The following is a 15,891-nucleotide window of genomic DNA, read 5'->3' as shown; positions in this document are numbered from 1 at the left end:
GACGTTTAGGCTCGGAGCCATGCGCTACGACCTCGTCCTCTTTGACAACGACGGTGTGCTCGTCGACAGTGAGCCGATCTCCAACCGGCTCCTGGCCGGCTATCTCACCGAGTTGGGGCACGAGACCTCCTACGAGGACTCGATCCGCGACTACATGGGTTCTGCCCTGCACCGCGTCCACGACCTGATCCTCGAGCGGACGGGACGGCGGCTGCCCGATGAGTTCGACGACGAGTTCCACGGCCGCGTCTTCGCCGCCTTCGAGCGGGAGTTGAAGCCCGTGCCCGGTGCCGCGGACGTCCTGCGGCGGCTGACGGACGCGGGGGTGCCGTTCTGCGTCGCGTCGTCGGGGAGCCACGACCGGATCCGGGTGGGGCACCGGAGGACCGGGCTGCACAGGTGGTTCGACGACGCCCGGATCTTCAGTTCGCAGGACGTCGGCCGGGGAAAGCCGGCGCCGGACCTCTTTCTGCACGCCGCGCGGTCGATGGGTGTCGCGCCCGAGCGGTGCGCGGTGGTGGAGGACAGCCCGCTGGGCGTCCAGGCCGGTGTCGCCGCGGGGATGGACGTCTACGGGTTCACGGGCATGACGCCGCCGGAGAAGCTGGCGGGTGCGAAGACGCTGTTCTCGACGATGGGGGAGCTGGCCGCCCTGCTGGGCTGACCGGATAGCGTGGCCGTCATGAGCGGCCGCGCGCAGATGATGTGGGACGAGGCAGTCACCGGTTACGACTTCGGGCGAGGGCATCCGATGGATCCCGTCCGGTTGAAGCTGACGCGGGGCCTGGTGGCCGCTCTGGGACTGGACCGTGAGCTCACCGTGGCCGGGGCCAGCGCGGCCGGGGACTCCACGCTGCGGCTGGTGCACCGCCAGGACTACATCGAGGCCGTGAAGTCGGCCTCCGCCGATCCCGCGTCGGCCGACCCGGCGTACGGGCTGGGGACCGAGGACGATCCGGCGTTCGCCGGCATGCACGAGGTGTCGGCGCTGATCGCCGGGTTGTCGGTGGGGGCTGCCGAGGCGGTGTGGCGGGGTGATGTGCTGCACGCGGTGAACTTCGCGGGCGGGCTGCACCATGCGATGCCGGGTGCGGCGTCCGGCTTCTGCGTGTACAACGACGCGGCGCTGGCCATCGCCCGGCTCCTGGAGCTTGGTGCGGAGCGGGTCGCCTACGTGGATGTCGACGTGCATCACGGTGACGGCGTGCAGGCCGCGTTCTGGGACGACCCGCGGGTTCTGACGGTCTCTCTGCACGAGCATCCACGGACCCTTTTCCCGCAGACCGGCTGGCCCGAGGAGACGGGCGGTCCGGGCGCGGAGGGAAGCGCGGTGAACGTGGCGCTGCCGGCCGGTACGGGAGACGCGGGGTGGCTACGGGCGTTCCACTCGGTGCTGCCCGAGCTGCTGGAGGAGTTCCGGCCGCAGGTGCTGGTCACGCAGCACGGGGCGGACACGCACTTCGAGGACCCGCTGGCGCATCTGGCGGTCTCGCTCGACGCGCAGCACGCGGTGCAGGCGGCGTGCCACGGGATGGCGCACGCGCATGCCGAGGGGCGGTGGATCGCGCTCGGTGGCGGGGGTTACGAGGTGGTCGACGTCGTGCCGCGGTCGTGGACGCATCTGGTGGCGGTGGCCGCGGGGCGGCCGGTGCCGCCGGAGACTGAGGTGCCGGAGGGGTGGCGGCAGGAGGTGTATGCGCTGACCCGGCAGCCGGGGCCGCGGCGGATGACGGACGGGCGGTGGCCGGTGACGTTCCGGGAGTGGGGGGACGGGTACGACCCGGCGGATCGGCTCGACCAGGCGATCCTTGCGACGCGTAAGGCGGTCTATCCCCTGCGGGGGTTGATGCCGTGAGGGTTGCGGCGTGATGGTTGCGGTGTGGGAGCGCCGCGGCAATCGCCCTACGTGACGCCGGCGCGGCGGGTCCTGGGCCCCTTGGGCACGCGGCGGTGAGGTCACGTGCGTACGGCACCGCGGGGCTTGCGCGTGGTGGAGCGGACCGCTCGCCGCGTACGGCGCCGCCCTGCGCCCGCCCGTGCCGCCCCCTGGGCGGCCCAGCCGCCCGCAGGAGGGTGGAGTGCGGCACCGCAGGACGGTGGGGCGCGGCACCGCAGGACGGCGGGGTGTGGCACCGCAGGACGGTGGGGCGTGTGCCCGCGGGGAGGTACGGGCCCCGCTGTCCCCGGAGGGTGGAGGGGGTGCGGGGGTGGTCGGGTTCTAGTGGGATTTGGTCGTTTTTCGTCGGCTGAGCGGGCAGTATGTGATCGTGGGCGATCGGGGCGGAGTCGGCCCGTCGCGTATCCGGAATCCGGGCCGGTGGCCTTCGGGGGCGGGGGAAGCGCGGGCTCCGGTGACGGTGCGGTGGGGAAGGGGCGAGTGGCCCTCGGCAGGCCGGATGGAGGGCTCTCGACGGGTGTGACGGGTTCCCTGCGACCGATGCGGGGTCAGCGTGTCGACAAAACGACCCGGTTCCGCCTACGCATCAGCAACCCCGGCAGCCTCCTGACTGTCCCCGCCGGGCCGTCCCGGTCATTCCGGGAGGCGGGGCGCACCACCGGCGTGCCCGGGTCCGCGGCGGGCGCGGTGGAGGCGGTTCCACGGTGCGCCGCAGGGGCCGGCGGGGCGGGTACGGCGGGCCGGGCGGGATCGTGCCGCCGGGGTTGCCGGGCAGGTCAGCGCGGGTGCGGGCGAGCGGGTACGCCGGGGCGTGCGGGATGGCCGGACCCGCCGGTGGCGCGGGGGGCGCGAGCCGCCGCCGGCGTTCCGGTTGGGGTGGGTGTGAGGCCCGGGTGGCGTCCCCCGCTTATCCGTTGCGTGCTCAATCGCGGGTGTCTGTCACGGTAGGCCGGTGATGGCGGCTCCTCTTCCCCACTCGCATCACCCGCACCTAATCTGGGGAGTGAGCACGCAGCGACGAAGAGTCACCGGAAGGGGAAGCCGGTGGCCGTCGAGTGCGAAGGGTTCAGGTGTGTCATGGCAGCTGGCAGCGAAAGGCCTCTGAACGAGGTTCAGTTCCTTACCGTGGCGGAGGTCGCCTCGGTGATGCGCGTGTCCAAGATGACCGTGTACCGACTGGTGCACAGCGGTCATCTGCCCGCCATCCGGGTCGGACGGTCGTTCCGAGTTCCGGAGCAGGCGGTTCACGAGTACCTTCGCGAGAGCTATGTGGGGGTCGAGACGGCCTGAGAGGCATCGTGGGGCGGTCCCGGGGTCAACCCGGGGCCCCCTCGATTACGACCTCCCGGCCCGGGGAAGGTAGGCTTTCCCCTCGAAGGTCGTATGGGCCCATGGCGCCCAACGCCGAGTGATGAGAAGTGAGCGAGGGTAAGTCGTGGGCTCTGTTATCAAGAAGCGGCGCAAGCGGATGGCCAAGAAGAAGCACCGCAAGCTGCTCAAGCGCACGCGCGTCCAGCGTCGCAACAAGAAGTAACGCGACGCGGCACACGCCGCGAAAGCGTGCCCCTGCGGCCCCCCACCGGTTCGGTGGGGGGCCGCGGTCGTGTCCGGGGCGGGGCGGCGGGGCACGTGAGGGTGACGTGGGCGGTGGGCGGCGGCAGCGTGACGGCCACGTCCGCGCAACACGGAGCGGCTAAGTTGTCGCGTACCGCCGTAAGGGAGTCCGGCGGACGCGGGGGACGCGGGGGACGAGGGGAAGGCGCGGGTCTTGGGCAGGATCGTGCTGGTGACCGGGGCGGCCCGGCGGCTGGGGAGCCTCTACGTGCGTCGGATGCTGCGCGAGCCGGACGTGGAACGGGTGGTGGCGGTGGACGCCGTCACGCCCGAGCACGACCTGGGCGAGGCGGTGTTCGTGCGGGCGGACATCCGGCAGCCCGCGATCGGCCGGGTGCTGGCCGAGCACCGAGCCGACACCGTGGTCCATCTCGACGTCACCGGGACGGCGCTGGCCGGCGGCAACCGGTCCTCCGTGAAGGAGACCAACGTCATCGGCACCATGCAACTGCTGGGCGCCTGCCAGAAGTCGCCCGCCCTGCGGCGACTGGTGGTCAAGTCCAGTACCACCGTGTACGGGTCGGCGCCCCGCGACCCGGCGGTGTTCCGCGAGACCACGGCTCCCAAGGCGCTGCCCAGCGGCGGTTTCGCCAAGGACGCCGTCGAGGTCGAGGGATATGTGCGGGGCTTCGCGCGGCGGCGGCCGGACGTGGCGGTGTGCGTGCTCCGGTTCGCCAACATCCTCGGCCCGGGCGTGGAGACCCCGCTCGCCTCCTACTTCCGGCTGCCCGTGCTGCCGACCGTGCTCGGCTACGACCCGCGGCTGCAGTTCGTCCACGAGGACGACGTCACCGACGTGCTGCTGCGGGCCTCCCGCGAACCCGAGCCGGGGACGCTCAACAACGGCACCTTCAACATCGCGGGCGACGGGGTCCTGACGCTCTCGCAGTGCGCGCGGCGCGTGGGGCGGCCGACCGCGCCGGTGCTGCTGCCCGCGGTCACCCTGACCGGGTCGCTGATGCGGACCCTGGGGCTCTCCGACTTCTCCCCGGAGCAGATCCGGCTGCTCACCCACGGCCGGGTCGTGGACACCCGGCAGATGCGCGAGGTCCTCGGCTTCCACCCCCGGCACAGCACGGCGGAGACGTTCGCGGACTTCGCCTCGGCCACCGGACCCGGACTGCTGCCGCCGGACCTGCTCGCCGCCGCCGTCGGAAGGCTCACCGAGGCCGTCACGGGCCACGGCGTGACGGGCGACGGGCTGACGGGCGACGGAGTGGCGGGAGGCGGCCCGCCGGGGGAGGGCGCGACAGGAGACGCCGGACCGTGGGAACCAGGACCGGGCGGCGGCCCCGTCGGCCGCGGGCCCGGAGGCGGCCGGAGGAGCACCAGCACGCAGGCCACGCGGTAGACGGAGGAGCACAGTCACGATGGCGGACGCGAAGGTCATCCCGTTCGACGACGACCGTGCCCGGCGGCGTTCCGCGCCGCGCGGCGGGCGGTCCGGCGGCGACGGCACGGTGCCGCTGCCGGCCCAGGGCCACGGCGACTCCCCGGGCCCCGGCACGCCCCGCGGCCCCCGGGCCGCGCAGGCCCCCCACGGCGTCCAGGACGGGGACGGAGCCCCCCGCCGGGGCGAGGACCCCGGCGACCCCGGCCCGGCCCCCGGCGGCGGATCCGGCGGGCTGGAACGGCGGCTGGCCAAGGGACTGGCGTTCCTGCGCCGCCGGGTCACCGGCGAGTACGAGGTCGACGACTTCGGGTACGACGCCGAGCTCACCGACGAGGTGCTGATGGCGTTGCTCCGCCCGCTGTACGAGAAGTACTTCCGGGTCGAGGTGAAGGGCATCGAGAACATCCCCGCCGAGGGCGGGGCGCTCATCGTCGCCAACCACTCCGGCACCCTGCCGCTGGACGCCCTGATGATGCAGGTCGCCGTGCACGACACGCACCCGGCGGACCGTCACCTCCGGCTGCTCGCCGCCGACCTGGTCTTCCAGCTGCCCGTCGTCAACGAGATCGCCCGCAAGCTCGGACACACCCTGGCCTGTGCCGAGGACGCTGCGGAACTGCTGGCACGGGGCGAGCTGGTCGGCGTGATGCCGGAGGGCTTCAAAGGCATCGGGAAGCCGTTCGGCGAACGGTACAAACTCCAGCGGTTCGGGCGCGGCGGGTTCGTCTCCACCGCACTGCGGGCACGCGCGCCGATCGTGCCGTGCTCGGTGATCGGCGCGGAGGAGACCTACCCGATGATCGGCAACGCGCGGACCCTCGCGCGGCTGCTCGGGCTGCCCTACTTCCCCGTCACGCCCACCTTCCCCTGGCTGGGGCCGCTGGGCGCGCTGCCGCTGCCCACCAAGTGGACCATCCAGTTCGGGGAGCCCATCCCCACCGACGGGTACGCGCCGGAGGCGGCGGACGACCCAATGCTGATGTTCAACCTGACCGACCAGGTACGGGAAGAGATACAGCACACCCTGTACAAGCTGCTGGTGCGGAGGCGGTCGATCTTCTTCTGACCGGCTTCTTCTGACCGGCTGCGCGCGAGGGGGCGGCCCGACGGACCGCCCCCTCAACCGCTCACTCCGTGGAATCCCCGCCGAGGCCGAGGCCCGGAAGAAGGTCGGGGAGCAGTGGCGGGAGGGTGACCCTGCGGCCGTCCTCCTCACCCTCGGGCCGGGTGGAATCGGCCTCCTGGTCCTCCTCGGGCGGCGGGTCGAACAGACCGCCCGTGTTGCCGCCGAGCAGGCCGTCCGTGTCCGCGGACGGGGACGCCTCGGGCTCGCTCCCATCCTTCGCGCCGGTGGAGCCCGTCCCGCCCTCGCCCTTGCCGGGCGCGGTGGGCTCCCCGGACGGCGTGGAGCCGGGGGAACCGGAATCGGTGCCCCGGCCTGGCCTGGCGTCCTGCCCTCCGGACGACGGCGCCTCCGGCAGCAGCGGGCGCAGCGGCGCCACCTCCTGCTCCATGGCGTCGAAGACCGAGGTGACCTCCTCGCTCACGTCGCCCAGCTGGACCGGGAGACGGTCACGCATCTCGTCCCACGTCCGGCCGTGCCGGTCGGCGAAGGCGGAGAGGGCCCGCATCGGGGCCAGGGAGTCCGGGTCGCGCTGGTAGGCGTCGTGCAGCAGGCGGTGGCCCTCCGCGGCGTCCTCGTGCATGCCGGACAGGGTGCGGCGGATCTCGCCCACGGACTCGTGGTCCAGGTGGCCGCCACGGCCGCGCTCCATCAGCCGGCGGGTCTCGGCCAGACGCCGGGACGCCTGGTCGAGGAGCATCTCGCCGCGCTCGGTCCCGTCCTCGGCGAGACCGAGGCGGAAGTCCTCGATGCCGCGTTTGAGGCCGTAGAGCGAATCACCGGGGAGGGCGTCGGAGCTGGCCGCGGCCACGCCGCCGAAGGCACTGGCCGCCACGCCGACGCTGAGCCCGCCGGCGGCCAGTCCCTTGGTGAGGCGTGAGCGCGGCCGGAGCTTTCCCAGGGCGCTCGCCCGGTGGGCGCCGCGCGCCCGGGTCGAACGCTGGTCGGGGACCCGCGTGGACGCGTCGCCCAAGGCGCCCTCCTTGACCATGGCCTCCATCGCGGCCACCAGCTGGGCGCGCTGGACGACCTTCACCTCCGGGTCGAGCTCCGGCTTGGGCAGTTCGCCGAGACCCGCGGCGACGGCCAGCATGGCCGCCTGCCCGGTCTTCTCCGCAGCAGCCGGCGCCGGTGCCGCCGATCCCTCTGGCTGCTCGGCCGCCGTGCCCTGGTCGGACAGCTCCTCCAGGGCCTGGGCGAAGGCGTTCGCCCGCCGGTGCGCCGATACGTTCGCGATCACTGGCGGCACCTCCTCTCGTCATGACGGACGACTCCCCGGCGGGGACCTCGGGGTGTCCGCAGGGAGCCTGTATCCCGGACAACGAGCGGCCGGGCACTTCGGTTACGGACTCCGGGCGGATGGACCGCCGAGTCAACAACCTTTCACCCTACGTGAGTTGACCGGTGCGGAGGGTGGCCGTCCGGGTGGTCGTCCGGAAGGCCGGGTGCGGTGGTGTCCGCCGGTCAGCGGGCGTCGTCGGGGAGGAGCCGCGCGAGGGTGCGGACGGCGCGGTACTGGAGGGTCTTGATCGCGCCCTCGTTCTTCCCCATCACCCGGGCCGTCTCGGCGACCGACAGGCCCTGGAGGAAACGGAGCGTGACGCATTCCTGCTGCTGGGGGTTGAGCCTTCGGACGGCGTCCAGCAGGGCGGCGTTGGAGAGATGCTCCAGGACGGAGTCCTCGGGTGAGCGCTCGACCTCGTTGGCGTCGAGCATCTCGCCGGTGGTCACCTCGAGACGGAAACGGCTGGACTTGAAGTGGTCGGCGACCAGGTTGCGCGCGATGGTGACCAGCCACGCGCCGAAGTCCCTGCCCTGCCAGGTGAAGGTGCCGATGCGGCGCAGGGCGCGCAGGAAGGTCTCGCTGGTCAGGTCCTCCGCGGTCGCCCTGCTGTTCACGCGGTAGTAGATGTATCGGTAGACGGTGTCGCTGTACTGGTCGTAGAGGCGCCCGAAGGCCTCGGCCTCGCCTCCCTGGGCGCGTTCGACCAGGTCCATCATGCGGGCGCTGTCGCTGTCCGCGGCGGGACGGCGGGCGGGCGCGGCGGTGGCGCCCGCGCGGCCCCGGCGGACGACCGTCGCCCCGCCCTCGGCGAGGGCGTAGCACGGGCCGGCGGGGGCGGTGGCGGCGAGGGCGGGAACGGCGTACGCGGTGGGGACGAAGCCGCGCAACAGCTCCAGGGCCGCTGAGCGGAGCGCAGCCAGGCCCGAGGCGTCAACCCCGACGTGTGGGTACACGGGACTCCCAGAGGCAGAGCTTCCATCACGTGCAGTGCGGAACCGTTCACCCGTCGTGGCGACGGAGGGGAACCGAATTGCGTCTGAGGAGAATAACGCTTCGTACAGGCGCAGCTACGCCGAGTTGCTCAAATCATCGATTACGTCGCTTCTGTGGCTTGTTGGGGTCGGATCCGGTGTCGAAGTGGGACCGTTTGGCGATCGCATCCGGCCAAGATTCGAGCGGGCCCTGTCCGGCTCCGGCCGATGTGAGCGGAGCGTCAGGACTGCCGCGGGCGCGCGCGAAGGCGCCCGACGGGCACGCGGGCCGCGGGGGCCGGGTGCCGTCGGGCGCGGAAAGGGCGGTGGGGTGAGGAGAAGCGCAGGTCAGACCAGGCGGCGGCGACGGTGCAGCGCCAGTGCGGCGGCCGTTCCCCCGGCCACCGCGCCGACGCCGGCGGCGGCCGGGATGCCGACCATCGCGGCCTTGCGGCCGGTGCGGTAGTCACGCAGTCGCCATTCGCGCTCGCGCGCGTATTTGCGCAACCGGGTGTCAGGGTTGATCGCGTAGGGGTGGCCGACCAGCGAGAGCATCGGGATGTCGTTGAACGAGTCGCTGTAGGCGGCGCAGCGCGCCAGGTCCAGGCCCTCCGCGGCCGCGAGGGCGCGCACCGCCTCGGCCTTGGCGGGGCCGTGCAGCGGCTCGCCGACCAGGCGGCCGGTGTACACGCCGTCCACGGACTCGGCGACGGTGCCGAGGGCGCCGGTCAGGCCGAGGCGCCGGGCGATGGTCTGGGCGATCTCCACCGGGGCCGCCGTCACCAGCCACACCTTCTGGCCGGCGTCGAGGTGGGCCTGGGCCAGGGAGCGGGTTCCGCCCCAGATGCGGCCGGCCACGTACTCGTCGTAGATGTCGTCGCCGATCAGGCGGAGTTCCTCGACGCTGTGGCCCTTCACGATGGAGAGGGCGGCGTCGCTGGCCTCCTGCATGTGCGCGGGGTCCTCGACGCCGGCCAGCCGGAAGTAGGCCTGCTGCCAGGCGAACCGGAGCAGGTCGCGGGTGTCGAAGAACCTCCGCTTGTACAGGCCCCGGCCGAAGTGGAACAGGGCCGCGCCCTGCATGACCGTGTTGTCCAGGTCGAAGAAGGCCGCGGCGTGGGTGTCGCCGAGGACCGGGAACCGGGCCTCCTGCTCGAGCTCGCGGGAGGACTTGCGGGCGGCCTCCGCCGCGGCCTCGCCGGCCAGGACGCTGCGCGCCGTGGCGAAGCGCTTGCGGGGGAGGAGCCATCCAAGAGCGGCCATGCGGTGAGCATATCCAGATCGTGGGACGGCTTCGGGGCGGCGAGGTTGTCGTCCTGTGAACACCGAGGGGCGGGGCCGGGGGAGGGGGCGGGGGCCGGGGCCGTGGAGGCGGGGCGGTGGGGCCGGGCGGTGGTGCCGGGCGGGCCGGGGTCAGGCCAGGGCGGCCCGCAGGCGGGACTCGTCCACGCGCCAGAAGGTGTGCTGCTGCCCGTCGATGAGGACCACCGGGATCTGCTCCCAGTAGGCGCGGTGGAGTTCCTCGTCCTGGGTGATGTCCTTCTGCTCCCAGTGCACGCCGAGTTCTCCGCAGACCCTGGCCACCACCTTCTCCGCGTCCTCGCAGAGATGGCATCCGGGCTTGCCGATCAATGTCACCAGATCACTCATGCCCGCCATTGTGGCGCGAACCGCGGCCGTCGTGCGCGGTTGCGACGGCCGCGCGGGCCGTGGCGTCGTCGTGATCGTCTTCGCGGGCGGGCGGCCGCGGAGAGGGCCGGACGGGCGTGAAAGAGGGGGAGAACGAGCGCGGCGGAGGAGAGATAGCTCTCACCGCACCCCGGAATCTGCCTCTGACCTGCGGGTTCGCGCTGCGTGACGGTTCGGTCGACCTCTTTTGTTCGCTTAGGATTTGACCTCGAATTTGCTTGCGGGGGCGTGCATCGAAGAGGAGCGTGTGCAGCTTTGTCCCCGACGAGTGACGGACCCGGGCGCCTTGCCGCCGGTCCCGTGCGCGTGCGCGAACACCGCGTGACCCCGGTCACGTCGGTGGGGCAAAACGGACACAATCTTTGTGCACACGTTCACAAAGACATAGCCTGCATCCGACGAGGCGGTCCGGGGACGTGTGGCCGCCCCCAGCCCCGCTCTACCCGCAGGAGCATCGTGGCAACTGGCCGAACTCACCGACCGGCGACCCGCAGCCGAGGAATTCCCGAGGCCACCGTCGCCCGGCTTCCGCTGTACCTCCGCGCTCTGACCGCACTGTCGGAGCGCTCCGTGCCGACCGTCTCCTCCGAGGAGCTCGCGGCCGCCGCCGGGGTCAACTCCGCGAAGCTGCGCAAGGACTTCTCGTACCTGGGCTCCTACGGCACGCGAGGCGTCGGCTACGACGTCGAGTACCTCGTCTACCAGATCTCCCGTGAGCTCGGTCTGACCCAGGACTGGCCCGTGGTCATCGTCGGCATCGGCAACCTCGGCGCCGCGCTCGCCAACTACGGGGGCTTCGCCTCCCGTGGTTTCCGGGTCGCCGCGCTGATCGACGCCGACCCCGCGATGACGGGCAGGCCGGTCGCCGGCATCCCCGTCCAGCACGCCGACGCGCTGGAGGACATCGTGCGCGACAACGGCGTGTCCATCGGTGTCATCGCGACCCCGGCCGGGGCCGCCCAGCAGGTCTGCGACCGCCTGGTCGGGGCCGGGGTGACCTCCATCCTCAACTTCGCGCCGACCATGCTGACCGTTCCGGACGGTGTGGACGTGCGCAAGGTGGACCTCTCCATCGAACTGCAGATCCTCGCCTTCCACGAGCAGCGCAAGGCCGGCGAGGACGCCGCCGCCGACGACGACGCCATGCCCGTGCCGACCGCGGCCAAGGGCGCCGCGGCCGCGGCGGCGATGGATGCCGCCGACCCGAAGGGCACCGACGGGGAAGCCCCCGCCGTGATGCCGGCATGAGTCTGCTCGTCGTCGGCCTGAGCCACCGCAGCGCGCCGGTCAGCGCGCTGGAGCGCGCCGCGCTGGGCGCGGAGGCGAAGGCCAAGCTGCTGCGGGACACCGTCGCCGCCGAACCGGCCGCCGAGGCCGCGGTGCTGGCCACCTGCAACCGCATCGAGCTCTACGCCGACGTGGACAAGTTCCACGCCGGTGTCGCCGAGCTGTCCACCCTGCTGGCCCGCCACAGCGGGGTCGGCCTGGAGGAGCTCACTCCTTATCTCTATGTGCACTACGAGGACCGCGCCGTCCACCACCTCTACTCGGTGGCCTGCGGGCTGGACTCGATGGTGGTCGGCGAGGGGCAGATCCTCGCCCAGATCAAGGACGCGCTGGCCCAGGCGCAGGAACTGCACACCGCGGGCCGGCTGCTCAACGACCTGTTCCAGCAGGCCCTGCGGGTGGGCAAGCGCGCCCACTCGGAGACCGGCATCGACCGCGCCGGGCAGTCCCTGGTCACCTTCGGCCTGGAGCAGCTCGCGGGCGCGTCCGACGTCACGTCCTGGCTCGAGGGCCGGCGGGCGCTGGTGATCGGCGCCGGTTCGATGTCCTCGCTGGCCGCCGCCACGCTGGTGCGCGGCGGGGTGGCCGAGATCGTGGTCGCCAACCGCACCGTCGAGCGCGCCGAGCGGCTCGCGGAGAACCTCGCCGAGGTCGCCGCGGGCGGCGGTTCCCCGGTCCGCGCCCGCGCGGTGACCATGGACGCCGTCGCCGACGAGCTGTCCCGCGCCGACATCGCCGTCTCCTGTACCGGCGCCACCGGCCTGGTGCTCACCGCCGAGCGGGTGGCCGCCGCGGTCGAGGGCCGGGTCCGCCCGGCCGGTCCGACCGGCGTGGCCGCGGGCGCGGCGGGTGCCTCCGTCCAGGACGGCTCCGGCCCCTCCCTCGCCGGGTCCCTCCGGCGCGGGGCGCCGGACGCGGAGGGCTGCCCCCTCGGTCTCGACCCCACCGACCCCGTCGGCCCCGTCGCGCAGGCCGGGCCGGCCGGGCTGCCGCAGGGCGCGCCCGCGGCGGACTTCCCCGCCACCGGCGAGGCCGCCGTGGCCGGGATGGACGCCGCCACGCTGGAGCAGCACGGCGCCTGGGTGGACCGCGGTGACGCGAGGCGCCTGGACGCCGCGCGCACCGGCCAGGACGTCCGGCCCGAGCCCGACCCGGAGCTGGTCACCGCGCTGGCCGCGACCGTGGCCGCCGTGGGCCGGATCCCCGAGCGCCGCCGTCCGGAGGCCGTGGAGACCATCCGCCCCGAGCCGGTGCTGTCGGTCCTGGACCTGGCGATGCCGCGCGACGTGGACTCCGCCGTGCACCGGCTCGCCGGGGTGCGGCTGGTGGACATCGAGTCGTTGGCGGACGCCTCCGCCGACGCGCCGATGGCCGCCGACGTGGACCAGGTGCGGCGCATCGTCGCCGACGAGGTCGCCGCCTTCGGCGCCGCCCAGCGCGCCGCGACCATCACGCCGACCGTGGTGGCGCTGCGCTCGATGGCCGCCGAGGTGGTGGCGAGCGAGGTCGCCCGGCTCGAGGGCCGGCTTCCCGGCCTCGACGCCAAGCAGCGCCAGGAGATCACCCAGACCGTCAGGCGGGTGGTCGACAAGCTGCTGCACGCGCCGACCGTGCGGGTGAAGCAGCTCGCGGCGGAACCCGGCGGCGCCGGGTACGCGGACGCGCTGCGCACCCTGTTCGACCTCGACCCGGAGACGGTGGCGTCCGTCTCCCGGGCCGACAAGGCCGCCGGCCGCATCGCCGACGACGCCCTCCAGAACACCCTGATCGACGCCAACGCCAAGAACCGAGGGCGAGCATGACAGAGAAGGCTTTGAGGCTCGGCACCCGGCGGAGCAAGCTCGCCATGGCCCAGTCCGGGCACGTGGCGGAGGCAGTGAGCCGGGTCACCGGCCGGCCCGTCGAGCTCGTCGAGATCACCACCCACGGCGACGTCTCGCGCGAGCACCTGACGCAGATCGGCGGCACCGGCGTGTTCGTCGCCGCCCTGCGCGAGGCGCTGCTGCGCGGCGAGGTCGACTTCGCCGTCCACTCGCTGAAGGACCTCCCGACCTACCCGGCCGAGGGGCTGACGCTGGCCGCGATACCGGACCGCGAGGACCCGCGCGACGCGCTGGTCGCGGCCGGCGGCGCCAAGCTGGCGGACCTGCCGGACGGCGCCCGCGTCGGCACCGGCTCGCCGCGCCGGCAGGCCCAGCTCAACGCGTACGCGCGGGCCAACGGCCGGCGCCTGGAGACGGTGCCGATACGGGGCAACGTCGACACCCGGATCGGGTTCGTGGAGAGCGGGGACCTCGACGCCGTCGTGCTCGCCGCCGCGGGCCTGAACCGGCTCGGCCGCGCGGACGAGGTCACCGACTTCCTGTCGGTCGACACCGTCCTGCCGGCTCCCGGCCAGGGAGCCCTGGCCGTGGAGTGCTCCGCGGACTCCGCGGAGCTGATTGCCGCACTCTCGCAGCTCGACGACCCGCTCACGCGGGCCGCCGTGACTGCCGAGCGATCACTGCTCGCCGCCCTGGAGGCCGGTTGCAGCGCACCCGTGGGTGCCCTGGCCGACCTTCTGGGGGACGGGCAGATTGTCAAGGAAATGCGCCTGCGGGGCGTCGTCGGCACGACCGACGGCTCCCGGACGGTGCAGATGTCCACCACCGGTCCCGTCCCCGAGACGCACGAGCAGGCGATGGCGCTCGGCCGCGAACTCGCCGCCGAGATGCTTGCCCGGGGCGCGGCCGGTCTGATGGGGGAGCGAGCACAGTGAGCCCCACCACCCTTCCCGCGGTTCCCGATCAAGGGCACGTCACCTTCCTGGGTGCCGGTCCCGGCGATCCGGGGCTGCTCACGCTGCGCGCCGTCGAGGCGCTGGCGAACGCGGACGTCCTGGTCGGCGAACCCGACGTGCTGGACGTGGTGCGTGAACACGCCAGGCCGGGCGCCGTCCTGGAGAACACCGGGGCGGACGCGGACGCACCACAGCTGACGGTGGTTGACGGCACGTCAACAACCGTTGCCGTTCCGGCGGAACGTGATGCCGTTCATCTTGTCATGGCGGCCGTACGCTCCGGCAGGCGGGTGGTACGTGCCGTCACCGGCGACCCCGGACTGGACTCCGACGCGGCCCGCGAGATGCTCGCCTGCGCCGCGGCGGGCGTGCGGTTCGAGGTGGTGCCCGGCATCGCCTCCGCCGTCGGCGTGCCCGCCTACGCCGGTGTGCCGCTGCGGGACGCCGAGGGCGCCGACGTGCGGTTCGTCGACGCGCGTACGGCCAGCGCCCGCTGCTGGACCGAGCTCGGCGCCTCCGACGGCACTGTGGTCGTCTCCACCACGCTGGACGGGGTCGCGGCGACCGCCGCCGAGCTGGTCTCGGCCGGCCGCAAGCCGGACACCCCGCTCACCGTGACGGTGGCCGGCACCACGACCCGCCAGCGCAGCTGGACGGCGACGCTGGGCACCATCGCGCAGGTCTTCAAGCAGGGCAAGGTCCTTCCCTCCGCGGACGGCGGCCGGGCCGTCATAGCCGTGGTCGGCGAGCGTGCCGCCGGCGGCGACCGGCGTGACCAGCTCTCCTGGTTCGAGTCCAAGCCGCTCTTCGGCTGGAAGGTCCTCGTGCCGCGCACCAAGGAGCAGGCGGTCTCGCTCTCCGACCAACTGCGTTCCTACGGCGCGGTGCCGCACGAGGTGCCGACCATCGCCGTGGAGCCGCCGCGCACCCCGCAGCAGATGGAGCGCGCGGTCAAGGGCCTGGTCACCGGCCGCTACGAGTGGATCGCCTTCACCTCGGTCAACGCCGTCAAGGCGGTCCGGGAGAAGTTCGAGGAGTACGGCCTGGACGCGCGCGCCTTCGCGGGCATCAAGGTCGCGGCCGTCGGCGAGCAGACCGCCAAGGCGCTCATCGCCTTCGGCGTGAAGCCGGACCTGGTGCCCAGCGGCGAGCAGTCGGCCGCGGGCCTGCTGGAGGACTGGCCGCCCTACGACCCGGTCTTCGACCCGATCGACCGCGTCTTCCTGCCGCGCGCCGACATCGCCACGGAGACCCTGGTCGCCGGGCTGATCGAGCTGGGCTGGGAGGTCGACGACGTCACGGCGTACCGCACCGTGCGCGCCTCGCCGCCGCCGGCCGAGACCCGTGAGGCGATCAAGGGCGGCGGCTTCGACGCGGTGCTCTTCACCTCGTCGTCGACGGTGCGGAACCTGGTCGGCATCGCCGGCAAGCCGCACAACGTCACCGTGATCGCCTGCATCGGCCCGGCCACCGCCAAGACGGCGGAGGAGCACGGCCTGCGGGTCGACGTGATGGCCCCCGAGCCGTCGGTCACCAAGCTGGCCGCCGCGCTCGCGGAGTTCGGCGCCAAGCGGCGTGAGGCCGCGCTCGCGGCGGGCGACCCGGTCACCCGGCCCTCCGAGCGCCGTCCCGGCGCGCGCCGCCGCCGGGCGACGACCAGCTGAGGCGCGGTCCGCGCTGACCGCGTGTGCCCCCGTACCCGTGACCCGGGTACGGGGGCACCGTGCTTCCGCGGCGGCGCCTTCCCCGGCCGGCACCGTGCTTTCCCGGCGTCCTCCGTGGCCGCGTCCTTCCCGGCCGCACCTTTCCCACCTGCGCCTTTCCCCGGTACGCTCCGCCAGTCGTCCGCTCCC

Annotated in this window: 14 protein-coding genes; 10 read left to right on the top strand and 4 right to left on the bottom strand. The window is 73.3% G+C overall.

Going from position 1 to position 15,891, the window contains the following annotated elements; all coding sequences use genetic code 11:
* Positions 1 to 19 precede the first annotated feature (19 nt).
* The 6 genes from GBN72_RS13505 to GBN72_RS13480 all read left to right on the top strand — a co-directional run bounded on the left by GBN72_RS13505 (position 20) and on the right by GBN72_RS13480 (position 5,970).
* Complete coding sequence (locus tag GBN72_RS13505; RefSeq protein WP_151771916.1) at positions 20 to 664, top strand: HAD family hydrolase; 645 nt, start codon at positions 20 to 22, stop codon at positions 662 to 664.
* Positions 665 to 682: 18 nt separating this feature from the next.
* Positions 683 to 1,855: an acetoin utilization protein AcuC gene (locus tag GBN72_RS13500; RefSeq protein ID WP_151771915.1), complete on the top strand. Its 1,173-nt coding sequence runs from the start codon at positions 683 to 685 to the stop codon at positions 1,853 to 1,855.
* Positions 1,856 to 2,974: 1,119 nt separating this feature from the next.
* Positions 2,975 to 3,187, top strand: coding sequence for a helix-turn-helix domain-containing protein (locus tag GBN72_RS13495; protein ID WP_159105670.1), 213 nt, complete (start codon positions 2,975 to 2,977; stop codon positions 3,185 to 3,187).
* 145 nt (positions 3,188 to 3,332) lie between these two features.
* On the top strand, positions 3,333 to 3,431 hold the full coding sequence (locus tag GBN72_RS13490; RefSeq protein ID WP_003948845.1) for a 30S ribosomal protein bS22: 99 nt from the start codon (positions 3,333 to 3,335) through the stop codon (positions 3,429 to 3,431).
* 234 nt (positions 3,432 to 3,665) lie between these two features.
* Positions 3,666 to 4,862, top strand: a complete 1,197-nt coding sequence (locus tag GBN72_RS13485) for an NAD-dependent epimerase/dehydratase family protein (protein WP_151771914.1) — start codon at positions 3,666 to 3,668, stop codon at positions 4,860 to 4,862.
* A 19-nt stretch (positions 4,863 to 4,881) separates the two neighbouring features.
* Positions 4,882 to 5,970, top strand: a complete 1,089-nt coding sequence (locus tag GBN72_RS13480; RefSeq protein WP_151771913.1) for a lysophospholipid acyltransferase family protein — start codon at positions 4,882 to 4,884, stop codon at positions 5,968 to 5,970.
* A 61-nt stretch (positions 5,971 to 6,031) separates the two neighbouring features.
* Here the strand turns inward: GBN72_RS13480 and GBN72_RS13475 are convergent, their stop codons facing one another.
* From GBN72_RS13475 to GBN72_RS13460, 4 genes are all read right to left on the bottom strand, one after another.
* Positions 6,032 to 7,267, bottom strand: a complete 1,236-nt coding sequence (locus GBN72_RS13475) for a DUF5667 domain-containing protein (RefSeq protein ID WP_151771912.1) — start codon at positions 7,265 to 7,267, stop codon at positions 6,032 to 6,034.
* A gap of 224 nt (positions 7,268 to 7,491) precedes the next feature.
* A complete protein-coding gene (locus GBN72_RS13470; RefSeq protein WP_151771911.1) occupies positions 7,492 to 8,265 on the bottom strand; it encodes an ECF subfamily RNA polymerase sigma factor, BldN family in 774 nt (257 codons plus the stop codon).
* 366 nt (positions 8,266 to 8,631) lie between these two features.
* Positions 8,632 to 9,546 carry an HAD family hydrolase gene (locus GBN72_RS13465; protein WP_151771910.1) on the bottom strand — a complete coding sequence of 305 codons (915 nt, stop codon included), beginning with the start codon at positions 9,544 to 9,546 and terminating at the stop codon, positions 8,632 to 8,634.
* Between the two features lie 150 nt (positions 9,547 to 9,696).
* The gene (locus tag GBN72_RS13460; RefSeq protein ID WP_369695883.1) at positions 9,697 to 9,933 is read right to left on the bottom strand and encodes a glutaredoxin family protein; all 237 of its coding nucleotides are present in this window, start codon (positions 9,931 to 9,933) and stop codon (positions 9,697 to 9,699) included.
* 495 nt (positions 9,934 to 10,428) lie between these two features.
* Here GBN72_RS13460 and GBN72_RS13455 point away from each other — a divergent pair, with 495 nt between their 5' ends.
* The 4 genes from GBN72_RS13455 to GBN72_RS13440 are packed head-to-tail and all read left to right on the top strand — an operon-like array spanning position 10,429 to position 15,702.
* Complete coding sequence (locus GBN72_RS13455) at positions 10,429 to 11,220, top strand: redox-sensing transcriptional repressor Rex (RefSeq protein ID WP_151771908.1); 792 nt, start codon at positions 10,429 to 10,431, stop codon at positions 11,218 to 11,220.
* Positions 11,217 to 13,061 (top strand): glutamyl-tRNA reductase, encoded by a 1,845-nt coding sequence (locus GBN72_RS13450; RefSeq protein ID WP_151771907.1) that lies wholly within the window; start codon positions 11,217 to 11,219, stop codon positions 13,059 to 13,061. The genes GBN72_RS13455 and GBN72_RS13450 overlap by 4 nt, the downstream gene beginning before the upstream one ends.
* Positions 13,058 to 14,017, top strand: a complete 960-nt coding sequence (gene hemC / locus GBN72_RS13445) for a hydroxymethylbilane synthase (protein ID WP_151771906.1) — start codon at positions 13,058 to 13,060, stop codon at positions 14,015 to 14,017. Before GBN72_RS13450 ends, hemC begins: the two co-directional genes overlap by 4 nt.
* Positions 14,014 to 15,702, top strand: coding sequence for a bifunctional uroporphyrinogen-III C-methyltransferase/uroporphyrinogen-III synthase (locus tag GBN72_RS13440; RefSeq protein WP_151771905.1), 1,689 nt, complete (start codon positions 14,014 to 14,016; stop codon positions 15,700 to 15,702). Before hemC ends, GBN72_RS13440 begins: the two co-directional genes overlap by 4 nt.
* Positions 15,703 to 15,891 lie beyond the last annotated feature (189 nt).

Source organism: Streptomyces abyssomicinicus (genome assembly GCF_008974245.1).
In the GTDB taxonomy this organism is placed as follows: Bacteria; Actinomycetota; Actinomycetes; order Streptomycetales; family Streptomycetaceae; genus Streptomyces; species Streptomyces abyssomicinicus.
Note: the sequence above shows the minus strand (reverse complement) of the source record. Positions and strands in the feature narration are given on the sequence as shown.

Bases quoted from the DNA above. Each gene is read 5' to 3' on its own strand.
- GBN72_RS13495 (WP_159105670.1), top strand. From the start codon at position 2,975: ATGGCAGCTGGCAGCGAAAGGCCTCTGAACGAGGTTCAGTTCCTTACC.
- GBN72_RS13505 (WP_151771916.1), top strand. From the start codon at position 20: ATGCGCTACGACCTCGTCCTCTTTGACAACGACGGTGTGCTCGTCGAC.
- GBN72_RS13465 (WP_151771910.1), bottom strand. From the start codon at position 9,546: ATGGCCGCTCTTGGATGGCTCCTCCCCCGCAAGCGCTTCGCCACGGCG.
- GBN72_RS13450 (WP_151771907.1), top strand. From the start codon at position 11,217: ATGAGTCTGCTCGTCGTCGGCCTGAGCCACCGCAGCGCGCCGGTCAGC.
- GBN72_RS13460 (WP_369695883.1), bottom strand. From the start codon at position 9,933: ATGAGTGATCTGGTGACATTGATCGGCAAGCCCGGATGCCATCTCTGC.
- GBN72_RS13480 (WP_151771913.1), top strand. From the start codon at position 4,882: ATGGCGGACGCGAAGGTCATCCCGTTCGACGACGACCGTGCCCGGCGG.
- GBN72_RS13500 (WP_151771915.1), top strand. From the start codon at position 683: ATGAGCGGCCGCGCGCAGATGATGTGGGACGAGGCAGTCACCGGTTAC.
- hemC (WP_151771906.1), top strand. From the start codon at position 13,058: ATGACAGAGAAGGCTTTGAGGCTCGGCACCCGGCGGAGCAAGCTCGCC.